Source organism: Citrobacter sp. C13 (assembly GCF_014596815.2).
Lineage (GTDB): Bacteria > Pseudomonadota > Gammaproteobacteria > Enterobacterales > Enterobacteriaceae > Citrobacter > Citrobacter portucalensis.
In genome coordinates this window covers 2,675,518-2,690,919 of record NZ_CP115024.1, presented here as the reverse complement: position 1 = coordinate 2,690,919, position 15,402 = coordinate 2,675,518, and the positions used below count along the sequence as shown (strand labels likewise).

Annotated in this window: 16 protein-coding genes; 9 read left to right on the top strand and 7 right to left on the bottom strand. The window is 51.6% G+C overall.

Annotated elements, in window-relative coordinates:
- Nucleotides 1–9: 9 nt before the first annotated feature.
- From IB222_RS12855 to ydhT, 6 genes are all read left to right on the top strand, one after another.
- Nucleotides 10–636: a ferredoxin-like protein gene (locus IB222_RS12855; protein ID WP_003029338.1), complete on the top strand. Its 627-nt coding sequence runs from the start codon at nucleotides 10–12 to the stop codon at nucleotides 634–636.
- Nucleotides 637–756: 120 nt separating this feature from the next.
- Nucleotides 757–2,859, top strand: a complete 2,103-nt coding sequence (locus IB222_RS12850; protein WP_003832676.1) for an aldehyde ferredoxin oxidoreductase — start codon at nucleotides 757–759, stop codon at nucleotides 2,857–2,859.
- Nucleotides 2,860–2,869: 10 nt separating this feature from the next.
- The gene (locus IB222_RS12845) at nucleotides 2,870–3,535 is read left to right on the top strand and encodes a YdhW family putative oxidoreductase system protein (RefSeq protein WP_149384659.1); all 666 of its coding nucleotides are present in this window, start codon (nucleotides 2,870–2,872) and stop codon (nucleotides 3,533–3,535) included.
- 64 nt (nucleotides 3,536–3,599) lie between these two features.
- The gene (locus IB222_RS12840; RefSeq protein WP_063941522.1) at nucleotides 3,600–4,268 is read left to right on the top strand and encodes a 4Fe-4S dicluster domain-containing protein; all 669 of its coding nucleotides are present in this window, start codon (nucleotides 3,600–3,602) and stop codon (nucleotides 4,266–4,268) included.
- Complete coding sequence (phsC, locus tag IB222_RS12835; RefSeq protein WP_003832682.1) at nucleotides 4,265–5,050, top strand: thiosulfate reductase cytochrome B subunit; 786 nt, start codon at nucleotides 4,265–4,267, stop codon at nucleotides 5,048–5,050. The genes IB222_RS12840 and phsC overlap by 4 nt, the downstream gene beginning before the upstream one ends.
- Nucleotides 5,051–5,053: 3 nt before the next feature.
- Nucleotides 5,054–5,866, top strand: a complete 813-nt coding sequence (ydhT, locus tag IB222_RS12830; protein WP_148362043.1) for a protein YdhT — start codon at nucleotides 5,054–5,056, stop codon at nucleotides 5,864–5,866.
- Nucleotides 5,867–5,875: 9 nt separating this feature from the next.
- On the opposite strand, the gene IB222_RS12825 is transcribed toward ydhT, so the two are convergent.
- The 4 genes from IB222_RS12825 to IB222_RS12810 are packed head-to-tail and all read right to left on the bottom strand — an operon-like array spanning nucleotide 5,876 to nucleotide 8,981.
- Complete coding sequence (locus tag IB222_RS12825; RefSeq protein ID WP_003832686.1) at nucleotides 5,876–6,553, bottom strand: amino acid ABC transporter permease; 678 nt, start codon at nucleotides 6,551–6,553, stop codon at nucleotides 5,876–5,878.
- Entirely contained in the window at nucleotides 6,543–7,328 is a 786-nt protein-coding gene (locus IB222_RS12820; protein WP_149384660.1) for an amino acid ABC transporter permease, read from the bottom strand. Before IB222_RS12820 ends, IB222_RS12825 begins: the two co-directional genes overlap by 11 nt.
- Nucleotides 7,328–8,146 carry an amino acid ABC transporter ATP-binding protein gene (locus IB222_RS12815; RefSeq protein WP_003832690.1) on the bottom strand — a complete coding sequence of 273 codons (819 nt, stop codon included), beginning with the start codon at nucleotides 8,144–8,146 and terminating at the stop codon, nucleotides 7,328–7,330. Before IB222_RS12815 ends, IB222_RS12820 begins: the two co-directional genes overlap by 1 nt.
- A gap of 1 nt (nucleotide 8,147) precedes the next feature.
- Complete coding sequence (locus tag IB222_RS12810; RefSeq protein ID WP_148362040.1) at nucleotides 8,148–8,981, bottom strand: ABC transporter substrate-binding protein; 834 nt, start codon at nucleotides 8,979–8,981, stop codon at nucleotides 8,148–8,150.
- A gap of 306 nt (nucleotides 8,982–9,287) precedes the next feature.
- Between IB222_RS12810 and IB222_RS12805 the strand changes: the two genes are divergently transcribed.
- Complete coding sequence (locus IB222_RS12805; RefSeq protein ID WP_126318274.1) at nucleotides 9,288–10,181, top strand: LysR family transcriptional regulator; 894 nt, start codon at nucleotides 9,288–9,290, stop codon at nucleotides 10,179–10,181.
- A gap of 51 nt (nucleotides 10,182–10,232) precedes the next feature.
- Here the strand turns inward: IB222_RS12805 and IB222_RS12800 are convergent, their stop codons facing one another.
- Entirely contained in the window at nucleotides 10,233–10,373 is a 141-nt protein-coding gene (locus IB222_RS12800; RefSeq protein WP_003832695.1) for a hypothetical protein, read from the bottom strand.
- Between the two features lie 332 nt (nucleotides 10,374–10,705).
- Here IB222_RS12800 and IB222_RS12795 point away from each other — a divergent pair, with 332 nt between their 5' ends.
- Nucleotides 10,706–12,187, top strand: a complete 1,482-nt coding sequence (locus tag IB222_RS12795; protein ID WP_003832697.1) for an APC family permease — start codon at nucleotides 10,706–10,708, stop codon at nucleotides 12,185–12,187.
- 21 nt (nucleotides 12,188–12,208) lie between these two features.
- On the opposite strand, the gene IB222_RS12790 is transcribed toward IB222_RS12795, so the two are convergent.
- Both IB222_RS12790 and IB222_RS12785 read right to left on the bottom strand, forming a co-directional pair.
- The gene (locus IB222_RS12790) at nucleotides 12,209–12,907 is read right to left on the bottom strand and encodes a cache domain-containing protein (protein WP_003832700.1); all 699 of its coding nucleotides are present in this window, start codon (nucleotides 12,905–12,907) and stop codon (nucleotides 12,209–12,211) included.
- 24 nt (nucleotides 12,908–12,931) lie between these two features.
- Nucleotides 12,932–13,657: a GntR family transcriptional regulator gene (locus tag IB222_RS12785; protein ID WP_003832701.1), complete on the bottom strand. Its 726-nt coding sequence runs from the start codon at nucleotides 13,655–13,657 to the stop codon at nucleotides 12,932–12,934.
- Between the two features lie 315 nt (nucleotides 13,658–13,972).
- Here IB222_RS12785 and IB222_RS12780 point away from each other — a divergent pair, with 315 nt between their 5' ends.
- Entirely contained in the window at nucleotides 13,973–15,400 is a 1,428-nt protein-coding gene (locus IB222_RS12780; RefSeq protein ID WP_149384661.1) for a gamma-aminobutyraldehyde dehydrogenase, read from the top strand.
- The last annotated feature ends 2 nt before the right edge of the window (nucleotides 15,401–15,402 follow it).

Sequence of the window (15,402 nt, the reverse complement as noted above, 5' to 3'; positions counted from 1 at the left end):
GCGAAATAAATGAACCAGGTTGATCGTCCATTTTTAGATTGTGGTTTAACGCGACTAGAATTTCTGCGGATATCAGGGAAAGGACTGGCGGGATTAACGATTGCTCCCGCGCTGTTATCCCTTTTTGGTTGTAAGCAGGAAGATGTCGATAGTGGGACCGTGGGGCTTATCAATACGCCGAAAGGGGTTCTGGTGACCCAGCGAGCCCGCTGTACGGGCTGTCACCGCTGTGAAATATCCTGTACCAATTATAACGATGGTGCCGTAGGGACCTTCTTTTCCCGGATAAAAATCCATCGCAATTTCTTCTTTGGCGATGATGGCGTCGGGTCCGGTGGTGGGCTGTATGGCGATTTAAACTATACCGCTGATACCTGCCGGCAATGCAAAGATCCGCAGTGCATGAAGGTCTGCCCAATTGGTGCAATTACCTGGAAACAGGAAGACGGTTGTATTGCGGTGGACCACAAACGCTGTATTGGCTGTAGCGCGTGTACCACAGCCTGCCCGTGGATGATGGCGACCGTAAATACCGAAACGAAAAAGTCCTCAAAATGTGTGTTATGCGGGGAATGCGCCAATGCTTGTCCGACTGGAGCATTAAAAATTATCGAGTGGAAAGATATTACTGTTTGATAGATAACAGGCATACCTGATTCGCGCCATTAATTACCAAAAATACTGCAGTTTTGGATAAAAAAGCTGCCTGAAGAATGGCGGGTATATCTATTAAACCTTCTTGCAAAGGAAAACATGATGGCTAATGGTTGGACAGGTAATATTTTACGGGTCAATCTCACTACGGGTAATATCACCCTTGAAGATTCCAGTAAATTTAAAAAATTTGTCGGTGGGATGGGCTTTGGTTATAAAATTATGTACGACGAAGTCCCGCCAGGCACCATGCCTTTTGATGAAGGGAATAAACTGGTTTTTGCCACCGGACCATTGACGGGGTCTGGCGCTCCCTGTAGCTCCCGCGTCAATATCACCTCCTTATCGACGTTTACCAAAGGTAACTTAGTCGTAGATGCCCATATGGGCGGTTTCTTTGCTGCACAAATGAAATTCGCCGGTTACGACGCCATTATTATTGAAGGCAAGTCCGCATCACCGGTCTGGATCAACATCAAAGACGATAAAGTCAGTATCGAAAAAGCCGATTTCTTGTGGGGCAAGGGGACTCGCGCTACAACCGAAGAGATTTGCCGGATTACCAGCCCGGAAACCTGCGTTGCCGCTATTGGGCAGGCGGGTGAGAATCTGGTGCCACTGTCGTGCATGATCAACAGCCGCAACCACAGCGGCGGCGCCGGTACGGGTGCGGTGATGGGGTCGAAAAACCTGAAGGCCATTGCGGTAGAAGGGACTAAAGGCGTCAACATTGCCGATCGTAAAGAGATGAAGCGTCTCAATGACTACATGATGACCGAGCTTATCGGCGCCAACAACAACCACGTTGTGCCAAGCACCCCGCAGGCCTGGGCAGAATACTCTTCGCCAAACTCGCGCTGGACAGCCCGTAAGGGACTTTTCTGGGGGGCGGCAGAAGGGGGGCCAATCGAAACCGGTGAAATCCCGCCGGGCAACCAAAATACGGTGGGTTTCCGTACCTATAAATCGGTGTTCGATCTGGGTCCAGCCGCAGAAAAATACACGGTCAAAATGAGCGGCTGCCATTCATGCCCTATTCGTTGTATGTCGCAGCTCAATGTCCCGCGGGTGAAGGATTTTGGCGTGCCGAGTACCGGCGGCAACACCTGCGTGGCGAACTTTGTTCACACCACCATTTTCCCCAATGGCCCGAAAGATTTTGACGATAAAGACGATGGGCGAGTCGTAGGGAACCTGATCGGACTGAACCTGTTTGACGATTACGGTATCTGGTGTAACTACGGCCAGCTGCACCGTGACTTTACCTACTGCTATTCGAAAGGTGTCTTTAAACGCGTGCTGCCAGCCGAAGAGTACGCGGAGATCCGTTGGGATCAACTGGAGGCGGGCGATCCTAACTTTATCAAAGATTTTTACTATCGACTGGCGCATCGCGTGGGGGAACTCAGTCATCTTGCAGACGGTTCGTATGCCATTGCTGAACGCTGGGATTTGGGCGAAGAGTACTGGGGTTATGCCAAAAATAAACTGTGGTCGCCGTTTGGTTTTCCGGTCCACCATGCAAACGAAGCCTCGGCGCAGGTGGGGGCGATCACCAACTGTATGTTTAACCGTGACTGTATGGCGCACACCCATATCAACTTCATCGGTTCCGGTTTGCCGCTGAAATTACAGCGCGAAGTGGCGGGCGAGTTATTTGGGTCGCAGGACGCCTACGACGAGACCAAGAATTACACCCCGATCAATGCCGCCAAGATCAAATATGCCAAATGGACGCTGCTGAAAGTCTGCCTGCATAACGCGGTTACGCTGTGTAATTGGGTTTGGCCAATGACGGTTTCACCACTCAAGAGCCGCAACTATCGCGGAGATTTGGATCTGGAAGCGAAATTCTTCCAGGCAGTCACTGGTGATGAAACCACGCAGGCGAGTCTGGACCTGGCCGCTGAACGCATCTTTACCCTGCATCGTGCCTATACGGTCAAACTGATGCAAACCAAAGATATGCGTAATGAACACGATCTTATCTGCTCCTGGGTGTTTGATAAAGATCCGAAAATTCCGGTCTTCACCGAAGGCACCGACAAGATGGACAGGGAGGATATGCGTCAGTCACTGACGATGTTCTATCAGGAAATGGGCTGGGATCCCGAGTTGGGTTGCCCAACGCGCGAAACCCTGAACCGACTCGGACTTGAAGATGTGGCAGCCGATTTGGCTGCGCAGGATCTGTTGCCAGCGTAAGGAACACGAGATGACTAACGTGAGCAACGTTCAGGCACCCGTTGAGGCGATTCCTGACGAGGTTGATAGCCAAAAGAGACACTGGCTACAGGCGTTTCACCCGCCGGTCGAGCAGGTGACTGCGCCGCAGGTTCAGGAAGCCGCCAGCCCGGAGTCGATTGTGGCAGATTTTATCCGCCAGCATTCGGCATCGGGGCACCTGGTAGCGCGCAGCGTGTTTCTGCAGCCACCTTATTCGGTCCCTGAAGCCGATCTCTCCGCGCTGCTGGATGTGCTGTGCCAGGACGCGAATAACGCGGATATCACCCGTGTGCAGGGGGCGGAAGATGTTTATTTCTACTCAACGCAAACCATGACGGCAAACTACGCCGACATGTGCGTGCAGGTGGTGGAAAACGACATCTGCCGTGCGATTGCCGAGGCGGTACGCTTCGACTGTCGAACGTATCCTCGCCCCTATAAGGTCGCCATGTTGACGCAACCGCCGTACAGCTTTGAGTCTCAACAGATTACAGCGGCGCTCACGGCCATGGAAACGCATCCCGATTACGCGGATATACGTACTGTGGAATCGTCAAATGCGGAGCCTTATTTGTTCAGCGAACGTTTTATGAGTTATGGCAAAGCGTACGGCCTGTGTGAATGGCTTGAGGTTGAGCAGTATCAGAACCCCTGAATTATTCAGGTTGATGTCATGGAACGTGTGGACGACCACTGTCACAGTATTAGAGGATAACCCGATGTCCTTCACCCGACGAAAATTTGTCATTGGCATGGGGACGGTGATTTTTTTCACCGGTCCAGGTCAAAATCTGTTAGCGAGTACCAGGAGCCCTAAAGCCGTTCGTTACGTCATGATTCACGATGAATCACTGTGTAACGGATGTAATATCTGCGCCCGGGCTTGCAGGAAAACCAACCATGTTCCTGCCCAGGGCAGCCGTTTGTCGATAGCGCATATTCCAGTCTCGGACAACGACAACGAAACGCTGTATCACTACTTCCGTCAGTCCTGCCAGCATTGTGATGATGCGCCTTGTATTGAGGTGTGTCCGACCGGTGCCTCTTGGCGAGATGAGAACGGTATTGTGCGAGTAGATACGTCTTCCTGTATTGGCTGCAGTTACTGTATTGGTGCGTGTCCTTATCAGGTTCGCTATCTAAACCCGCAAACCAAAGTGGCTGATAAATGCGACTTCTGTGCAGAATCTCGGCTGGCGAAAGGTTTTCCACCGATCTGTGTTAACGCTTGCCCGGAACATGCGCTGATTTTCGGTCGTGAAGATAGCCCGGAAATTCAGACCTGGTTGCGAGAAAACAAGTATTACGAATATCAACTTGCAGGCGCCGGGAAACCCCATCTGTATCGTCGGTTCGGTCAACATTTGATTAAAAAGGAAAATGTATGAACGCGTCGCAGAATGCCGAACAGTTTCACGCCCAGCTTGCACAGTATGTTCCCCTGTTTTCACCGGACTACTGGCCTGTGTGGTTAGTCGTTGCCGGGTTAATGCTGGTGGGAATGTGGCTGGTGCTGGCGCTTCACGCCATGCTGCGCTTTCGGGCGGCACATAAAGCGTCGGCAGGGCACGGTGAGAAGGTCTATTTATATTCGAAGGCTGTTCGTTTGTGGCACTGGTCGAATGCGCTGCTGTTTCTGCTACTTTTGGTCAGTGGCCTGGTCAATCACTTCTCTGCCGTCAGCGCACCGGTAATGAAAAGCCTGCTTACCGTTCATGAGGTTTGTGGCTTTTTGCTACTTGCCTGCTGGATTGGTTTTGTGCTGATCAACCTGATTGGCGGCAACGGACATCACTATATTATTCAACGTCAGGGCTGGATCGCACGCGCGCAAAGACAAACTCGTTTTTACCTGTTTGGCATTATGCAGGGCGAGTCACACCCATTTCCGGCCTCACCTCGCTCTAAGTTTAATCCGTTACAGCAGGCGGCCTATGTTGGCGTGATGTATGGTTTGTTGCCACTGCTACTGATCACTGGATTGTTATCGCTTTACCCGACGGCCGTCGGCGATCTGTTCCCCGGGGTGCGTTATTGGCTACTTCAGGCGCACTTTGCGCTGGCAATAGTCAGTCTGTTTTTCATTTTTGGGCATCTTTATCTCTGCACTACGGGTCGCACGCCGGGCGAAACCTTTAAGTGTATGGTGGATGGCTACCACCGGCATTAAGCGATGATGATTACGCGAAGTGACTTACGGGCCTGGCGTGTTGGGCCCGTCATGTACCGCTGGTTTCTACGCGCGTTTCCTGCAGGAGGAAGCTATGCCGATGTTCATCGCGCGCTCCAGCGGGAAGGGTATACCGATTGGGCAAATAGCCTGGTGGAATACGGCTGGTCAAAATGGCGGGAAGAGGCGAGTTTTGCTCAGCAGGATATTGACGCAATGGGGAATATTTCCTGTGAGCAAGCCGCGGGGGAAACCAGCCGTCCGTTGGCGAGTGCGGAAGATTATGCCCGGTTTAGCAGTGCGGGTGACAACGTTAAAATTGCCAGCGCCGGGTATGCTGCGCAGATCGCCTGTGCCGGTTACAGCGCACGGATTGGCAGTGTAGGCTATAACACGCATATCGGCAGTTCAGGCGATCGCGGGCGAATAGCGATTGTGGGAAACTCGGCGCGTATCAGCAGCGTGGGCGACGGAACGCGTATCGCCAGTACCGGCATGCGCGTACGTATCAGTTCGCTCGGCGACCGAAACCGGATTGCCAGTAGCGGTGATTTAACCCAGCTGGCCTGTTTTGGCGCAGAGGCGAAAATCGCTAACTGCGCGGACAATATCCACATTATTGCCAGCGGAGAGAACGCCGTTGTTGCCAGTACCGGTGCTGTCGACTCGATAATTCTTGGTCCCGGCGGATGTGCGGCGCTGGCTTATCACGATGGCGAAAGAATGCGTTTTGCGCTTGCCGTTGAAGGGGAAAATAACATTCGGGTGGGCGTGAAATATCGGCTCAACGAAGACCATCAGTTCGTGGAATGTTGAGCCGAGAGGTCATTTTAGTGCGAATCGGCGCTGGGTGATTTTTTCAAGGCTAAAGCACAGCAGGTAATAGACCAGCCCGGTAAAGATAAAAATGGCAGCGGGGTAGATCTGCACCCGGCTGTTAACCTGACCGGCAACCGTCGTGAGTTCCGGCACGTTAACAATAAACGCCAGTGACGTGTCCTTCAGTAGCCCAATAAAAATCCCTGTCAGCGACGGCAGTACGTTACGCAGCACCTGCGGCAACAAGATAAGCCACAGGGCCTGATCCGGGCGAAAACCCTGAACAACTGCCGCTTCATATTGCCCGCCAGGCAGTGCGCTAATTCCAGCATACACCGAGTGCATCACCGAGGCGGCGGTGAACCATGCCAGCGCCAGTGTCACGGTAACGGCACCGGGCAGATCGCTTCCGGTCAGCATGGGTAGCAAATACCACATCCAGAAAATCACAAAGATGAGCGGAATGCCGCGAATAAATTCCGCCCAGATAAACAATCCGTTGCGAACCGCGCCCGGAAATCGCCAGGCACAACAGGCAAGAACGATCCCGCCAGGCAGCGCCAGCAAAGCCGCACCGATAGCCATCAGCAAAGTGAGCAGGACGCCGCCGGGTTGCCCCTCAGCTACACGTCCCCACAGGAGATAGTCAAGATTGTCGGTAATGACCGAAACATTAGCGATCATGCAGTATGCTCCTGACGCTGAAGATGCGCATTCTTATCTTTGACGATTTACCCGACGCAGACTGAGGGCCAAGACGGGTAAGCAGCATACCCAGAACGATGCCGGTAAACAGATAGAGTGCGGTGCCAACGGCAAAGGCTTCCAGCGCGTGCGCGTTGTAGCTCTCAATTTGCCGTACCTGGTAGGTGAGCTCAGCAAATCCAATACCGCTGGCAAGCGAGGAAAGCTTCAACAGGTTGAGATATTGCCCAACAATCGGTTGCCAGGCGTTTGCCAGTCCCTGAGGCAGCAGAATGTGACGAAATATCGCCCAGGATGAAAACCCCTGCGCCACGGCAGCCTCGCGTTGTCCGGCAGAAACAGCCTGTAAACCAGAGGCGATCTCTTCAACCAAAAATGCTGAGGTAAATACGCCCAGTCCCCATGCTGAACAGATAAACTCCGGCGTTAACCACCAGACATCACCCGGCAGAATTGACCATGGATGATCGGCATTGATAAAGCTAATGACGTTACGGGGGAGCCAGTTCCAGGCGGCAAAATACCAGAACATCAGTTGCACCAGTAAAGGCGTGTTGCGAAACACCGAGACCCACACCCCGACTATCGCTTTAGCGAGACGATTGCCTGTCAGGCGCAGGCCGAGCAGTGAGATGGCAATGAGCGTGGCGAGCACGATACCTGCCAGCGTTACCCAGAGCGTGGTAAGAAAACCAGAAATTATCCATTGCAGGGGTTGCCCGCTCAGCACTCCCTGCCAGTCCATTGCATGCATTATGATGATGACTCCTGGTGTAACGGGTCGAGCACTTTTTTCAGGAAACGCTGGGTTCTTGGGTGCTGTGGTCGGACGAAAAAATCCTCCGGCGGGGCCACTTCAAGAATATCGCCACCATCGATGAAAACCACCCGATCGGCAATCTCGCGGGCAAAATGCATTTCGTGGGTCACGACGATCATGGTGATACCGCTGTGGGCCAAATTTTTCATCACCTGCAGTACCTCGCCGATCATTTCCGGATCCAGCGCGGAAGTGGGCTCATCAAACAGAATAATTTGCGGTGATGAAGCCAGTGCGCGGGCGATGGCCACGCGCTGCTGCTGCCCTCCGGACAACTGCGCGGCATAGGCGTTGGCTTTTTCCGCCAGTCCTACCTTTTCCAGTAACTCGAGTGCCCGACGTTCCGCTTCCGTCTTGTTCCAGCCGTGAACATATTCCAGCGCCAGCGCGATGTTCTGCAGCGCAGTCAGGTGCGAATAAAGATTGAATTGCTGAAATACGAAACCGATACGGCTACGTAGCTGGCGTAACGCCGCCCCACGCAACTGGCTAATCGGTTTACCATCAATGAAGATTTCGCCACCGCTGAGCGACTCAAGCTGGTTGATAAGACGTATAAGAGTGGACTTTCCTGAGCCGGAAGGCCCCAGAATGGTCACCACTTCACCGGGTTCAACCGCCAAACTAACGCCGTTAAGGACAGAATGAGCGTCATACTGTTTAATCACATTGCGCAGTTCGACGCTCGCCTGGCGCAAATGGGTAAAATCCGCAGCCGAAGCTGCGGAGCGATGAAAAAGGGCTGAGAGCATATTACTTGACTTCTATTTTAAAGGCGCGGGGTTGCGGATTTTTGGTTTCAGGACCAAACCAGACATCATAAATTTTGGCCGCCTGCCCGGTATATTCCAGCTTCAAAAGTTCATCGTTGACGGCTTTTAACAACGCTGGCTCACCTTTTTTCACCCCCACGCCGATCTCTTCTTTGCTCAGCAGGTCCGGCAGAATTTTGAAATCGGCTTTATCCGGCGCAGCACCTAATAAACCGGCCAGAATCGTACTGTCCTGGGTAATGGCCTGAACATTGCCGTTGCGTAGCGCGGTTAACGCCAGCGGGATGTCGTCGTAGGCCACCACGCGCGACTGCGGGAAGCGCTGATGCAGTGCCTGTTCACCAGTAGTGCCTTTTACCGCGCCGATGCGTGCCTTGCTGTATTCATCAAGCTTGTCCGGAGATTTTGCCGGCACAAGGAACTGCTGGCCGGTAACAAAATAGGGGACGGAGAAATCTATTACCTGCGCCCGTTCAGGTGTAATCGTGATATCCGCGACGATTAAATCGGCTTTACCGGATTGTAATAACGGAATGCGGTTTGCCGGATTGGTCGCGACCAGTTCCAGTTTTACACCAAGGGATTTGGCCAGCGCTTCGGCAAAATCAACGTCGTAGCCGACAATCTTATGGGTTTTGGCATCGACGGAGCCAAACGGAGGATTCGCGTCAAATGTCGCGACTTTTACAACGCCTGCGGCTTTGATATCGGCCAGTTGGTCAGCCTGAGCCTGCGAGACGGTAAGTCCTGAGGCCAGCAGCACGCCGAATGCCAGCAGTGTTTTTTTAGCGCGGTACGTTTTCTTTGCCATCATTGTATGAAATCCCTGTAGTTTTTGGTTTGTGCTTTTTACGCTCCCATAACTTACGGTTGGGACAAAATAAGAAAAAATTCTTATCTATATACAAAATGTTATTAGTGAAGGATGTGTTAATAGCGGGTGAAAATAATGCATAAGTGAAAGGTAAAAATAGTGCATAAGCCTGGCAATAATTTGCATTTTGTTTTTGTGTGAGGGCTCGCTTGAATAAGACCGAGCTGGGCTAATGTCCAGAAAGGCTACAGGAATCCCCTCCAGACCTGTACCATATGTCACAACAGGTTTGGATTGGGGATAAGCATGCTGCGTGATAATTTTAACGATCTCTATTATCTCATTATCGTTGCCCGCGAGCGTAGTTTTACCCGGGCAGCGGCAAAACTTGGGGTTTCGCAATCCGCGCTAAGCCATGCGATCCGCGGGCTTGAAGAGCGGCTGGATGTACGGCTTCTGACCCGCACCACGCGCAGCGTTGCGCCGACCGAAGCCGGAGAACGGCTTATCAACAGTATCAGCCCGCGTTTTGATGACATTGAAACTGAGCTGCTGGCATTAACCGATGTCCGTCAGCGCGTGGCCGGTAACATCCGCCTGACACTGGGCGAACACGCATTGCAATCTACCGTCTGGCCCGCGCTGGAGCCGTTTTTGCAGGCTTACCCTGATGTGAATGTGGAAATGACCATCGACAATAGCCTGACGGATATTGTGACTGGCCGCTATGACGCAGGTATTCGACTTGGCGAGCAGGTGGCAAAAGACATGGTCGCCGTCAGAATTGGCCCGGACTGGCGCATGGTAGTAGTGGGTTCACCGGCTTATTTTGCTCGCCATGGTAAACCGCATACCCCACACGACCTGCAAAATCACAGCTGTATTAACATGCGTATGCCAACGTTGGGCGGATTATACGCCTGGGAGTTTGCTAAAGACGGACAGGATTTGCGCGTGCGGGTTGAAGGGCAGCTTATTTTTAACAACCTCCCCCCGCGAATTAGCGCAGCGATGGCCGGAATGGGGTTGGCATTTGTGCCGGAAGACACCGTCGAACAGGCTGTAGCAGAGGGGGCGTTGGAAAAAGTGTTGGAGGACTGGTGTGAACCTTTCCCTGGCTATTATATGTACTATCCCAGCCGAAAACAGCATACCGCCGCTTTTGCGCAACTGATTGAGGCGTTGCGGTATACGGGCTGAAGCGGGTGGCTTAAACAGGCAATAAAAACCGGCATTGCGCCGGTTTGGAAATCAGATTTTGCAGGCGTCGCCGCAGTCATTATCAGCAATAATTTCCTGCGCTTTCTTGTCTGCATCTTCCAGACGTTCAGCGTTACGCTCTTGCGCTTCTTCCAGTCCATCAAAGACCAGATTATCGAGATCAATTTCCATCATTCACCTGCTCAGGTTCAGCGTTTAACATCACGTTATTATATTGCAAAAATGTTGCTTAACAGCAGCGATTCTTGCTACTTAGCATCGAACGCAATCCGCTGTGCGTATTTATCCGCCAAAATAGCCTATGGTTCGCAATTGCTAAAGAATCGTTGGTTGTAAATACCGCAAAACTCTCGCTCTCTCTACCGTTTTATCTCCACTTTTTCATTAACGTGATGTGCGATAATTTTTAACAAATCTGCGACAAAATCACTATACATATAACTTAATATCTTTTATACATTAGTCGTTCAACCCTGCGACTATTCCACAAAAGAGAAAGCTATATGGAACAGACACCTGATAAGAAAAACGATAATTTTCAAAAAGATGGCAAAGAACAGTTCAATAGATCGATAGGTCTTATTTCAAACTTTGCGTTGGGTTTTACCTACCTGTCGCCGCTTACTGCCGTCTATTCGCTGTTTGCGCTGGCCGTAACGCTGGCGGGGCCGCCCGCAGTATGGTGGATTTTAATCGTCGCATGTGGGCAACTTTTGGTGGCATTGGTGTTTGGTGAGGTTGCTTCCCAGTATCCGATAACCGGCGGGCTTTACCCCTGGGCCAGAAGGTTGTGGGGCAAGAAGTATGCGTGGATCGCCGCCTGGATCTACCTGTGGGCGCTGGTGGTCACCATTACGTCGATCGCGGAATATACATCAACGTTTGTTGAATCACTCTTCCACTATGGTCAGACGCCGGCCACGATGTTGGTGACTTCTGTCCTGCTGCTGCTGTTGATGATGGCCGTTAATATGTCCGGGACTAAAAATCTGGCCCGGGTGGCAAAAATTGGTTTCTGGTGTGAAATTGTCAGCGTGATCGCGCTGGGGATTTATCTGCTGATTTTCCACCGTTCGCAGCCGTTCTCTGTGATTTTTGACTCGATGGGCGTGCTGGCGCATGACGGCAGCTACTCCACCGCATTTATGTCCGCTGCGCTGATGGGGCTGTTTATGTTCTTTGGCTTTGAGGCCTGCGGTAACGTTGCGGAAGAGGTGCAGAATCCGAGTAAAAAGATCCCGGTGGCGATGATTTTAAGCATCGTATTCGGCGCGATTTCCGCCATTATTTCTGTTATGGGTTATTTGCTGGCTTCACCGAATCTGGTCAGCATCGTGAATGGCAAAACGTCCGATCCTATCCCTGCAATCCTTAATGAAGCTCTGGGCGAAACTGGCGCAACTGTCTTTATCGTCGTCGCAATTATCGCCATGTTGTCGTGCATTTTGTCTCTGCAGGCTGCGTTAAGCCGTCTTATCTTTTCTTTCTCCCGCGACAGAATGCTGCCGGGAAGTGAATGGATGGCCAAAATCTCTAAAAATGGTGTTCCGGATAATGCCATGGTCGTCAGTTGCCTGCTGCCAGTGATTATCTGCGTTTGGGTTTATTTCCAGCCAGATAACCTGTCGCGTATCACCGCGTTTGCTGTAATCGGGATATACATCTCGTTCCAGATGGTTGTGCTGGCCGCGCTGCGTCAGCGTCTGAAAGGCTGGAAACCGGCGGGGGAGTGGACCATTGGCGGTTGGGGCGTAATCGTGAATGTGCTGGCGTTAGCTTACGGATTGTGCGGGATCTGGTTACTGGCGCAACCGGCAGACAGCAGCGACTTCATCGACCGTTGGACGGTCCTGTTCGGCCTGGCGATTGTTGTTGGCTCGGGGCTTATTTATATGTTCCTGACCCGTCCGTTTGGTCGTTCAGCGGCGCCGGAAAACGACGCCATTGCCTACGCCAATAAGCTCAATATGGGGCAGGATAACTAAAAACTCAGGGCCTTCGGGCCCTTAGTTTTGATAGTGATAAAGGATAAAGTAGTCGCTCTGATACACCACTGTACTGTTTGCAGGTGACAGCAATTCACCCACGCGAAAACGTGGCCAACTGGAGAAAATGATCCTGTTTTCCAGATTAGTCAGAATCACATAGTCAGGATGGGCGCAGGAAAGCAGTTCGGCTTCTATCTGACTGACCAGCAGATCGACCGCGGCAACACCGAGAAACTGATCGTTGTAGTAGACCGGGACGGCTGACGTCAGGGTATAGGAGATATTGCAAATATAGTCGACGTAGGGACCGTGGATATAGGCTTTGCCAGCCGGAGGAGAATGCTTAAACCACTCAAAGGTTCTGAAGTCCAGTCGTTGTTGCGTGGCCTGATCCAAATCCAGATGCGCCTGGCTCAAACCATTATCTTTCTTATACCACCACTCCAGCAACCAATACTCTTTTGTGGTTGCGGTGCTCTCAATATGGCTGGCGAATCCCGCCCCTGAGCAGTAATGGTTGTTATTGAGCGTGCGCTTGATGTGCTGTTGAACGGTGGATCTGACTGAGGGGTCGAGAACGACCTCGGCTGAGGCCTTTTGTACCCCTGAAATCGCCTCATGGATGCTCCTCGCCAGCGCAACGGTAGAATCTACGGTAGAAACAGTAATGTCATCAATTTTACGAATTAATGCGCTTAGGGATGTCGAAGAGCTCATTGTCTGTCCTGCCTTCACTGATTGTCAGTTCGAGTTATATTTCAGCTTTTTTTCAATAAGGTAGTAGGTAAACGTGTCGATGATCCGCGTGGCAAACTGTACTGACTCTGCCTCGTTGTGAGCAGCCAGCGCATCGGCCAGCGCCGAATAAAGCGCGGTAATTTCTGCATGAATACTGTCTGTGCGATAAAGTATCGCCACCAGCGATGCCCATTCAGCCTGAACCTGCAGCTCCTGATTGGCCAGTCGCGCTGAATGCGAACTTGCGGCAATCGCCAGCAGACAACGCATATCGGCCTGGGTCATCAACTCAGGTGAGTTTGCCTTTCTGAGCACCTCGACAAACTCGCGAAATTTGGCGATATCCGCACCGGTCATCCGTCGGGAAGCCAGCCGCGCGCTATGGCTAATAATGGCGCAATGCATTTCACCCAGATCAGACAGATAATCCGTACTGATCGCCTTGAACGGATGCAGGGCGCTATTTTTGCCATCAATATTTTCGCAAACGAAACTCCCGCCATTACGACCACGAACCGTATGGATAAGATTATTAGCCCGAAGCGTGTTTAGCGCTTCTCTGATAGTGATATGTGAGACACCCATCATCTTTGCCAAATCAGTTTCGTTGGGGAGCTGTTCTTTTGGCTCCAGCAACCCCGTGATAATGGCATTTGAAAGGCGTTGGACTATCTGGTCTGAACGACTGACCTGCCCGATAGGCGCAAATATGACCGCGTGAGTAATCATAATCTTTTCTGTACTCAATTCCCTGAAACAACGACCATTTTTAACACATGCCCGTCGGGCAAGGAAGGTAAGAATGGCCGAGTTATTTTACATGCCTGGGCGCAACGTCACTGCACAAGCGGATGTGTGTCCCGATAACCTTATGATGAGCTGGGCGTAACGCGTCAGCTGGCAATAAAAAGCCTCATCCTGAAAATGTAAAAATTAAGTTAAAAATGCGAGGCTTATCATAGTGTCAATGTTGCGCATTTGAAAAAATTTTACAATATATATATTACATAAGATTCTTTATGTATTAATTGGCAGGAGACAAACATGAAAACCCTGAAGCATTTTATTAATGGGCACTATGTAGCAGGCAGTAGCGAAGATAGCTTCGAACTGGTGAGTCCGGTTGACGGTGAAACGTACGCAATATCTCCCAACGCTAACGAGGCGGAGGTAGAGCAGGCTTACTCAGCAGCGGAGGCGGCGTTTAGCATCTGGAGAAAATCGACGCCGGCACAGCGGCAAAAAGCATTGTTGCGGCTGGCCGATGAGATTGAACGCAACGTTGAGCGACTGGTAACCGCGCAGAGCCAGGAAACCGGTCAGCTTCGCCATTTTATTGAGAAAGAGGAGATCGCGGCATCTTGCGATGCCATCCGCTTTTTTGCTGGTGCGGCGCGCTGTCTTGAAGGAAAGGCGGCTGGAGAATATTCCGCAGGATTTACTTCAACCATTCGTCGTGAACCGTTGGGTATTGTTGGGCAAGTGACGCCGTGGAACTACCCGTTCATGATGGCGGTGTGGAAGATTGCACCAGCGCTGGCGGCAGGCAACACTGTGGTGTTAAAACCAAGCGACACCACGCCAGTCAGTACGCTGCTGTTGGCTGAACTGGCCGCACCGTTGTTCCCGAGAGGGGCATTTAACGTTGTGTTGGGCAAAGCCAGCACTGGTTCGCTGGTGGTTTCAAACCCGAAGGCTTCATTGGTTTCTATTACCGGTTCGGTCCGTGCGGGTTTGCAGGTTGCGGCTTCGGCGGCGGCAAACCTGACCCGAGCACACCTGGAATTGGGCGGGAAAGCGCCCGCAATCGTGTTCGCCGATGCGGATATGGACAAGGCGATTTCGACGATCACCACAGCAGGCTTTTTCAATGCCGGGCAGGATTGCACAGCGGCTACGCGGATCCTGGTAGAACAATCTATCTACGCTGAGTTTCTGGAAAAACTGATCCAGAAAACAAAAAGAATCAAATTTGGGCCGCCAGAAGATCAAAATGCACTGTACGGTGCATTGAATAGCCGGAATCAGCTGGAGCAGGTGAAAGGCTTTATTGAGCGTTTACCGGCACATGCGAAAATTGAAACCGGTGGGCGCGTCGGGCCTGGTCCAGGCTTCTATTTTGAGCCGACGATCGTCTCCGGAGTGCATCAAAATGATGAAGCTATTCAGCATGAAGTATTTGGACCAGTGATGACTATTCAGTCGTTTACTACTGACGAAGAGGTACTACACAAAGCGAATGATGTGGAGTATGGTCTTGCCGCCAGCGTCTGGACCAGTAATCATGGTCGCGCCCAACGCTTCAGCATTGACCTCGATTTTGGCACGGTGTGGATTAACAATCACATTCCTCTGTGCGCCGAAATGCCGCACGGCGGGTTCAAAAAATCGGGTTATGGCAAAGATCTCTCATCCTATTCGCTCGAGGAATACACTCGGGTGAAACATATCATGTGCGACATTTCTGAATAGAG

What these genes read in the sequence shown, in the direction of transcription:
- IB222_RS12790 (WP_003832700.1), bottom strand. Translation starts at nt 12,907, where the DNA reads ATGAGCTCTTCGACATCCCTAAGCGCATTAATTCGTAAAATTGATGAC.
- IB222_RS12780 (WP_149384661.1), top strand. Translation starts at nt 13,973, where the DNA reads ATGAAAACCCTGAAGCATTTTATTAATGGGCACTATGTAGCAGGCAGT.
- IB222_RS12795 (WP_003832697.1), top strand. Translation starts at nt 10,706, where the DNA reads ATGGAACAGACACCTGATAAGAAAAACGATAATTTTCAAAAAGATGGC.
- IB222_RS12845 (WP_149384659.1), top strand. Translation starts at nt 2,870, where the DNA reads ATGACTAACGTGAGCAACGTTCAGGCACCCGTTGAGGCGATTCCTGAC.
- IB222_RS12810 (WP_148362040.1), bottom strand. Translation starts at nt 8,981, where the DNA reads ATGATGGCAAAGAAAACGTACCGCGCTAAAAAAACACTGCTGGCATTC.
- IB222_RS12850 (WP_003832676.1), top strand. Translation starts at nt 757, where the DNA reads ATGGCTAATGGTTGGACAGGTAATATTTTACGGGTCAATCTCACTACG.
- IB222_RS12855 (WP_003029338.1), top strand. Translation starts at nt 10, where the DNA reads ATGAACCAGGTTGATCGTCCATTTTTAGATTGTGGTTTAACGCGACTA.
- ydhT (WP_148362043.1), top strand. Translation starts at nt 5,054, where the DNA reads ATGATGATTACGCGAAGTGACTTACGGGCCTGGCGTGTTGGGCCCGTC.
- IB222_RS12820 (WP_149384660.1), bottom strand. Translation starts at nt 7,328, where the DNA reads ATGCATGCAATGGACTGGCAGGGAGTGCTGAGCGGGCAACCCCTGCAA.
- IB222_RS12785 (WP_003832701.1), bottom strand. Translation starts at nt 13,657, where the DNA reads ATGATTACTCACGCGGTCATATTTGCGCCTATCGGGCAGGTCAGTCGT.
- IB222_RS12840 (WP_063941522.1), top strand. Translation starts at nt 3,600, where the DNA reads ATGTCCTTCACCCGACGAAAATTTGTCATTGGCATGGGGACGGTGATT.
- IB222_RS12800 (WP_003832695.1), bottom strand. Translation starts at nt 10,373, where the DNA reads ATGGAAATTGATCTCGATAATCTGGTCTTTGATGGACTGGAAGAAGCG.
- IB222_RS12815 (WP_003832690.1), bottom strand. Translation starts at nt 8,146, where the DNA reads ATGCTCTCAGCCCTTTTTCATCGCTCCGCAGCTTCGGCTGCGGATTTT.
- phsC (WP_003832682.1), top strand. Translation starts at nt 4,265, where the DNA reads ATGAACGCGTCGCAGAATGCCGAACAGTTTCACGCCCAGCTTGCACAG.
- IB222_RS12805 (WP_126318274.1), top strand. Translation starts at nt 9,288, where the DNA reads ATGCTGCGTGATAATTTTAACGATCTCTATTATCTCATTATCGTTGCC.
- IB222_RS12825 (WP_003832686.1), bottom strand. Translation starts at nt 6,553, where the DNA reads ATGATCGCTAATGTTTCGGTCATTACCGACAATCTTGACTATCTCCTG.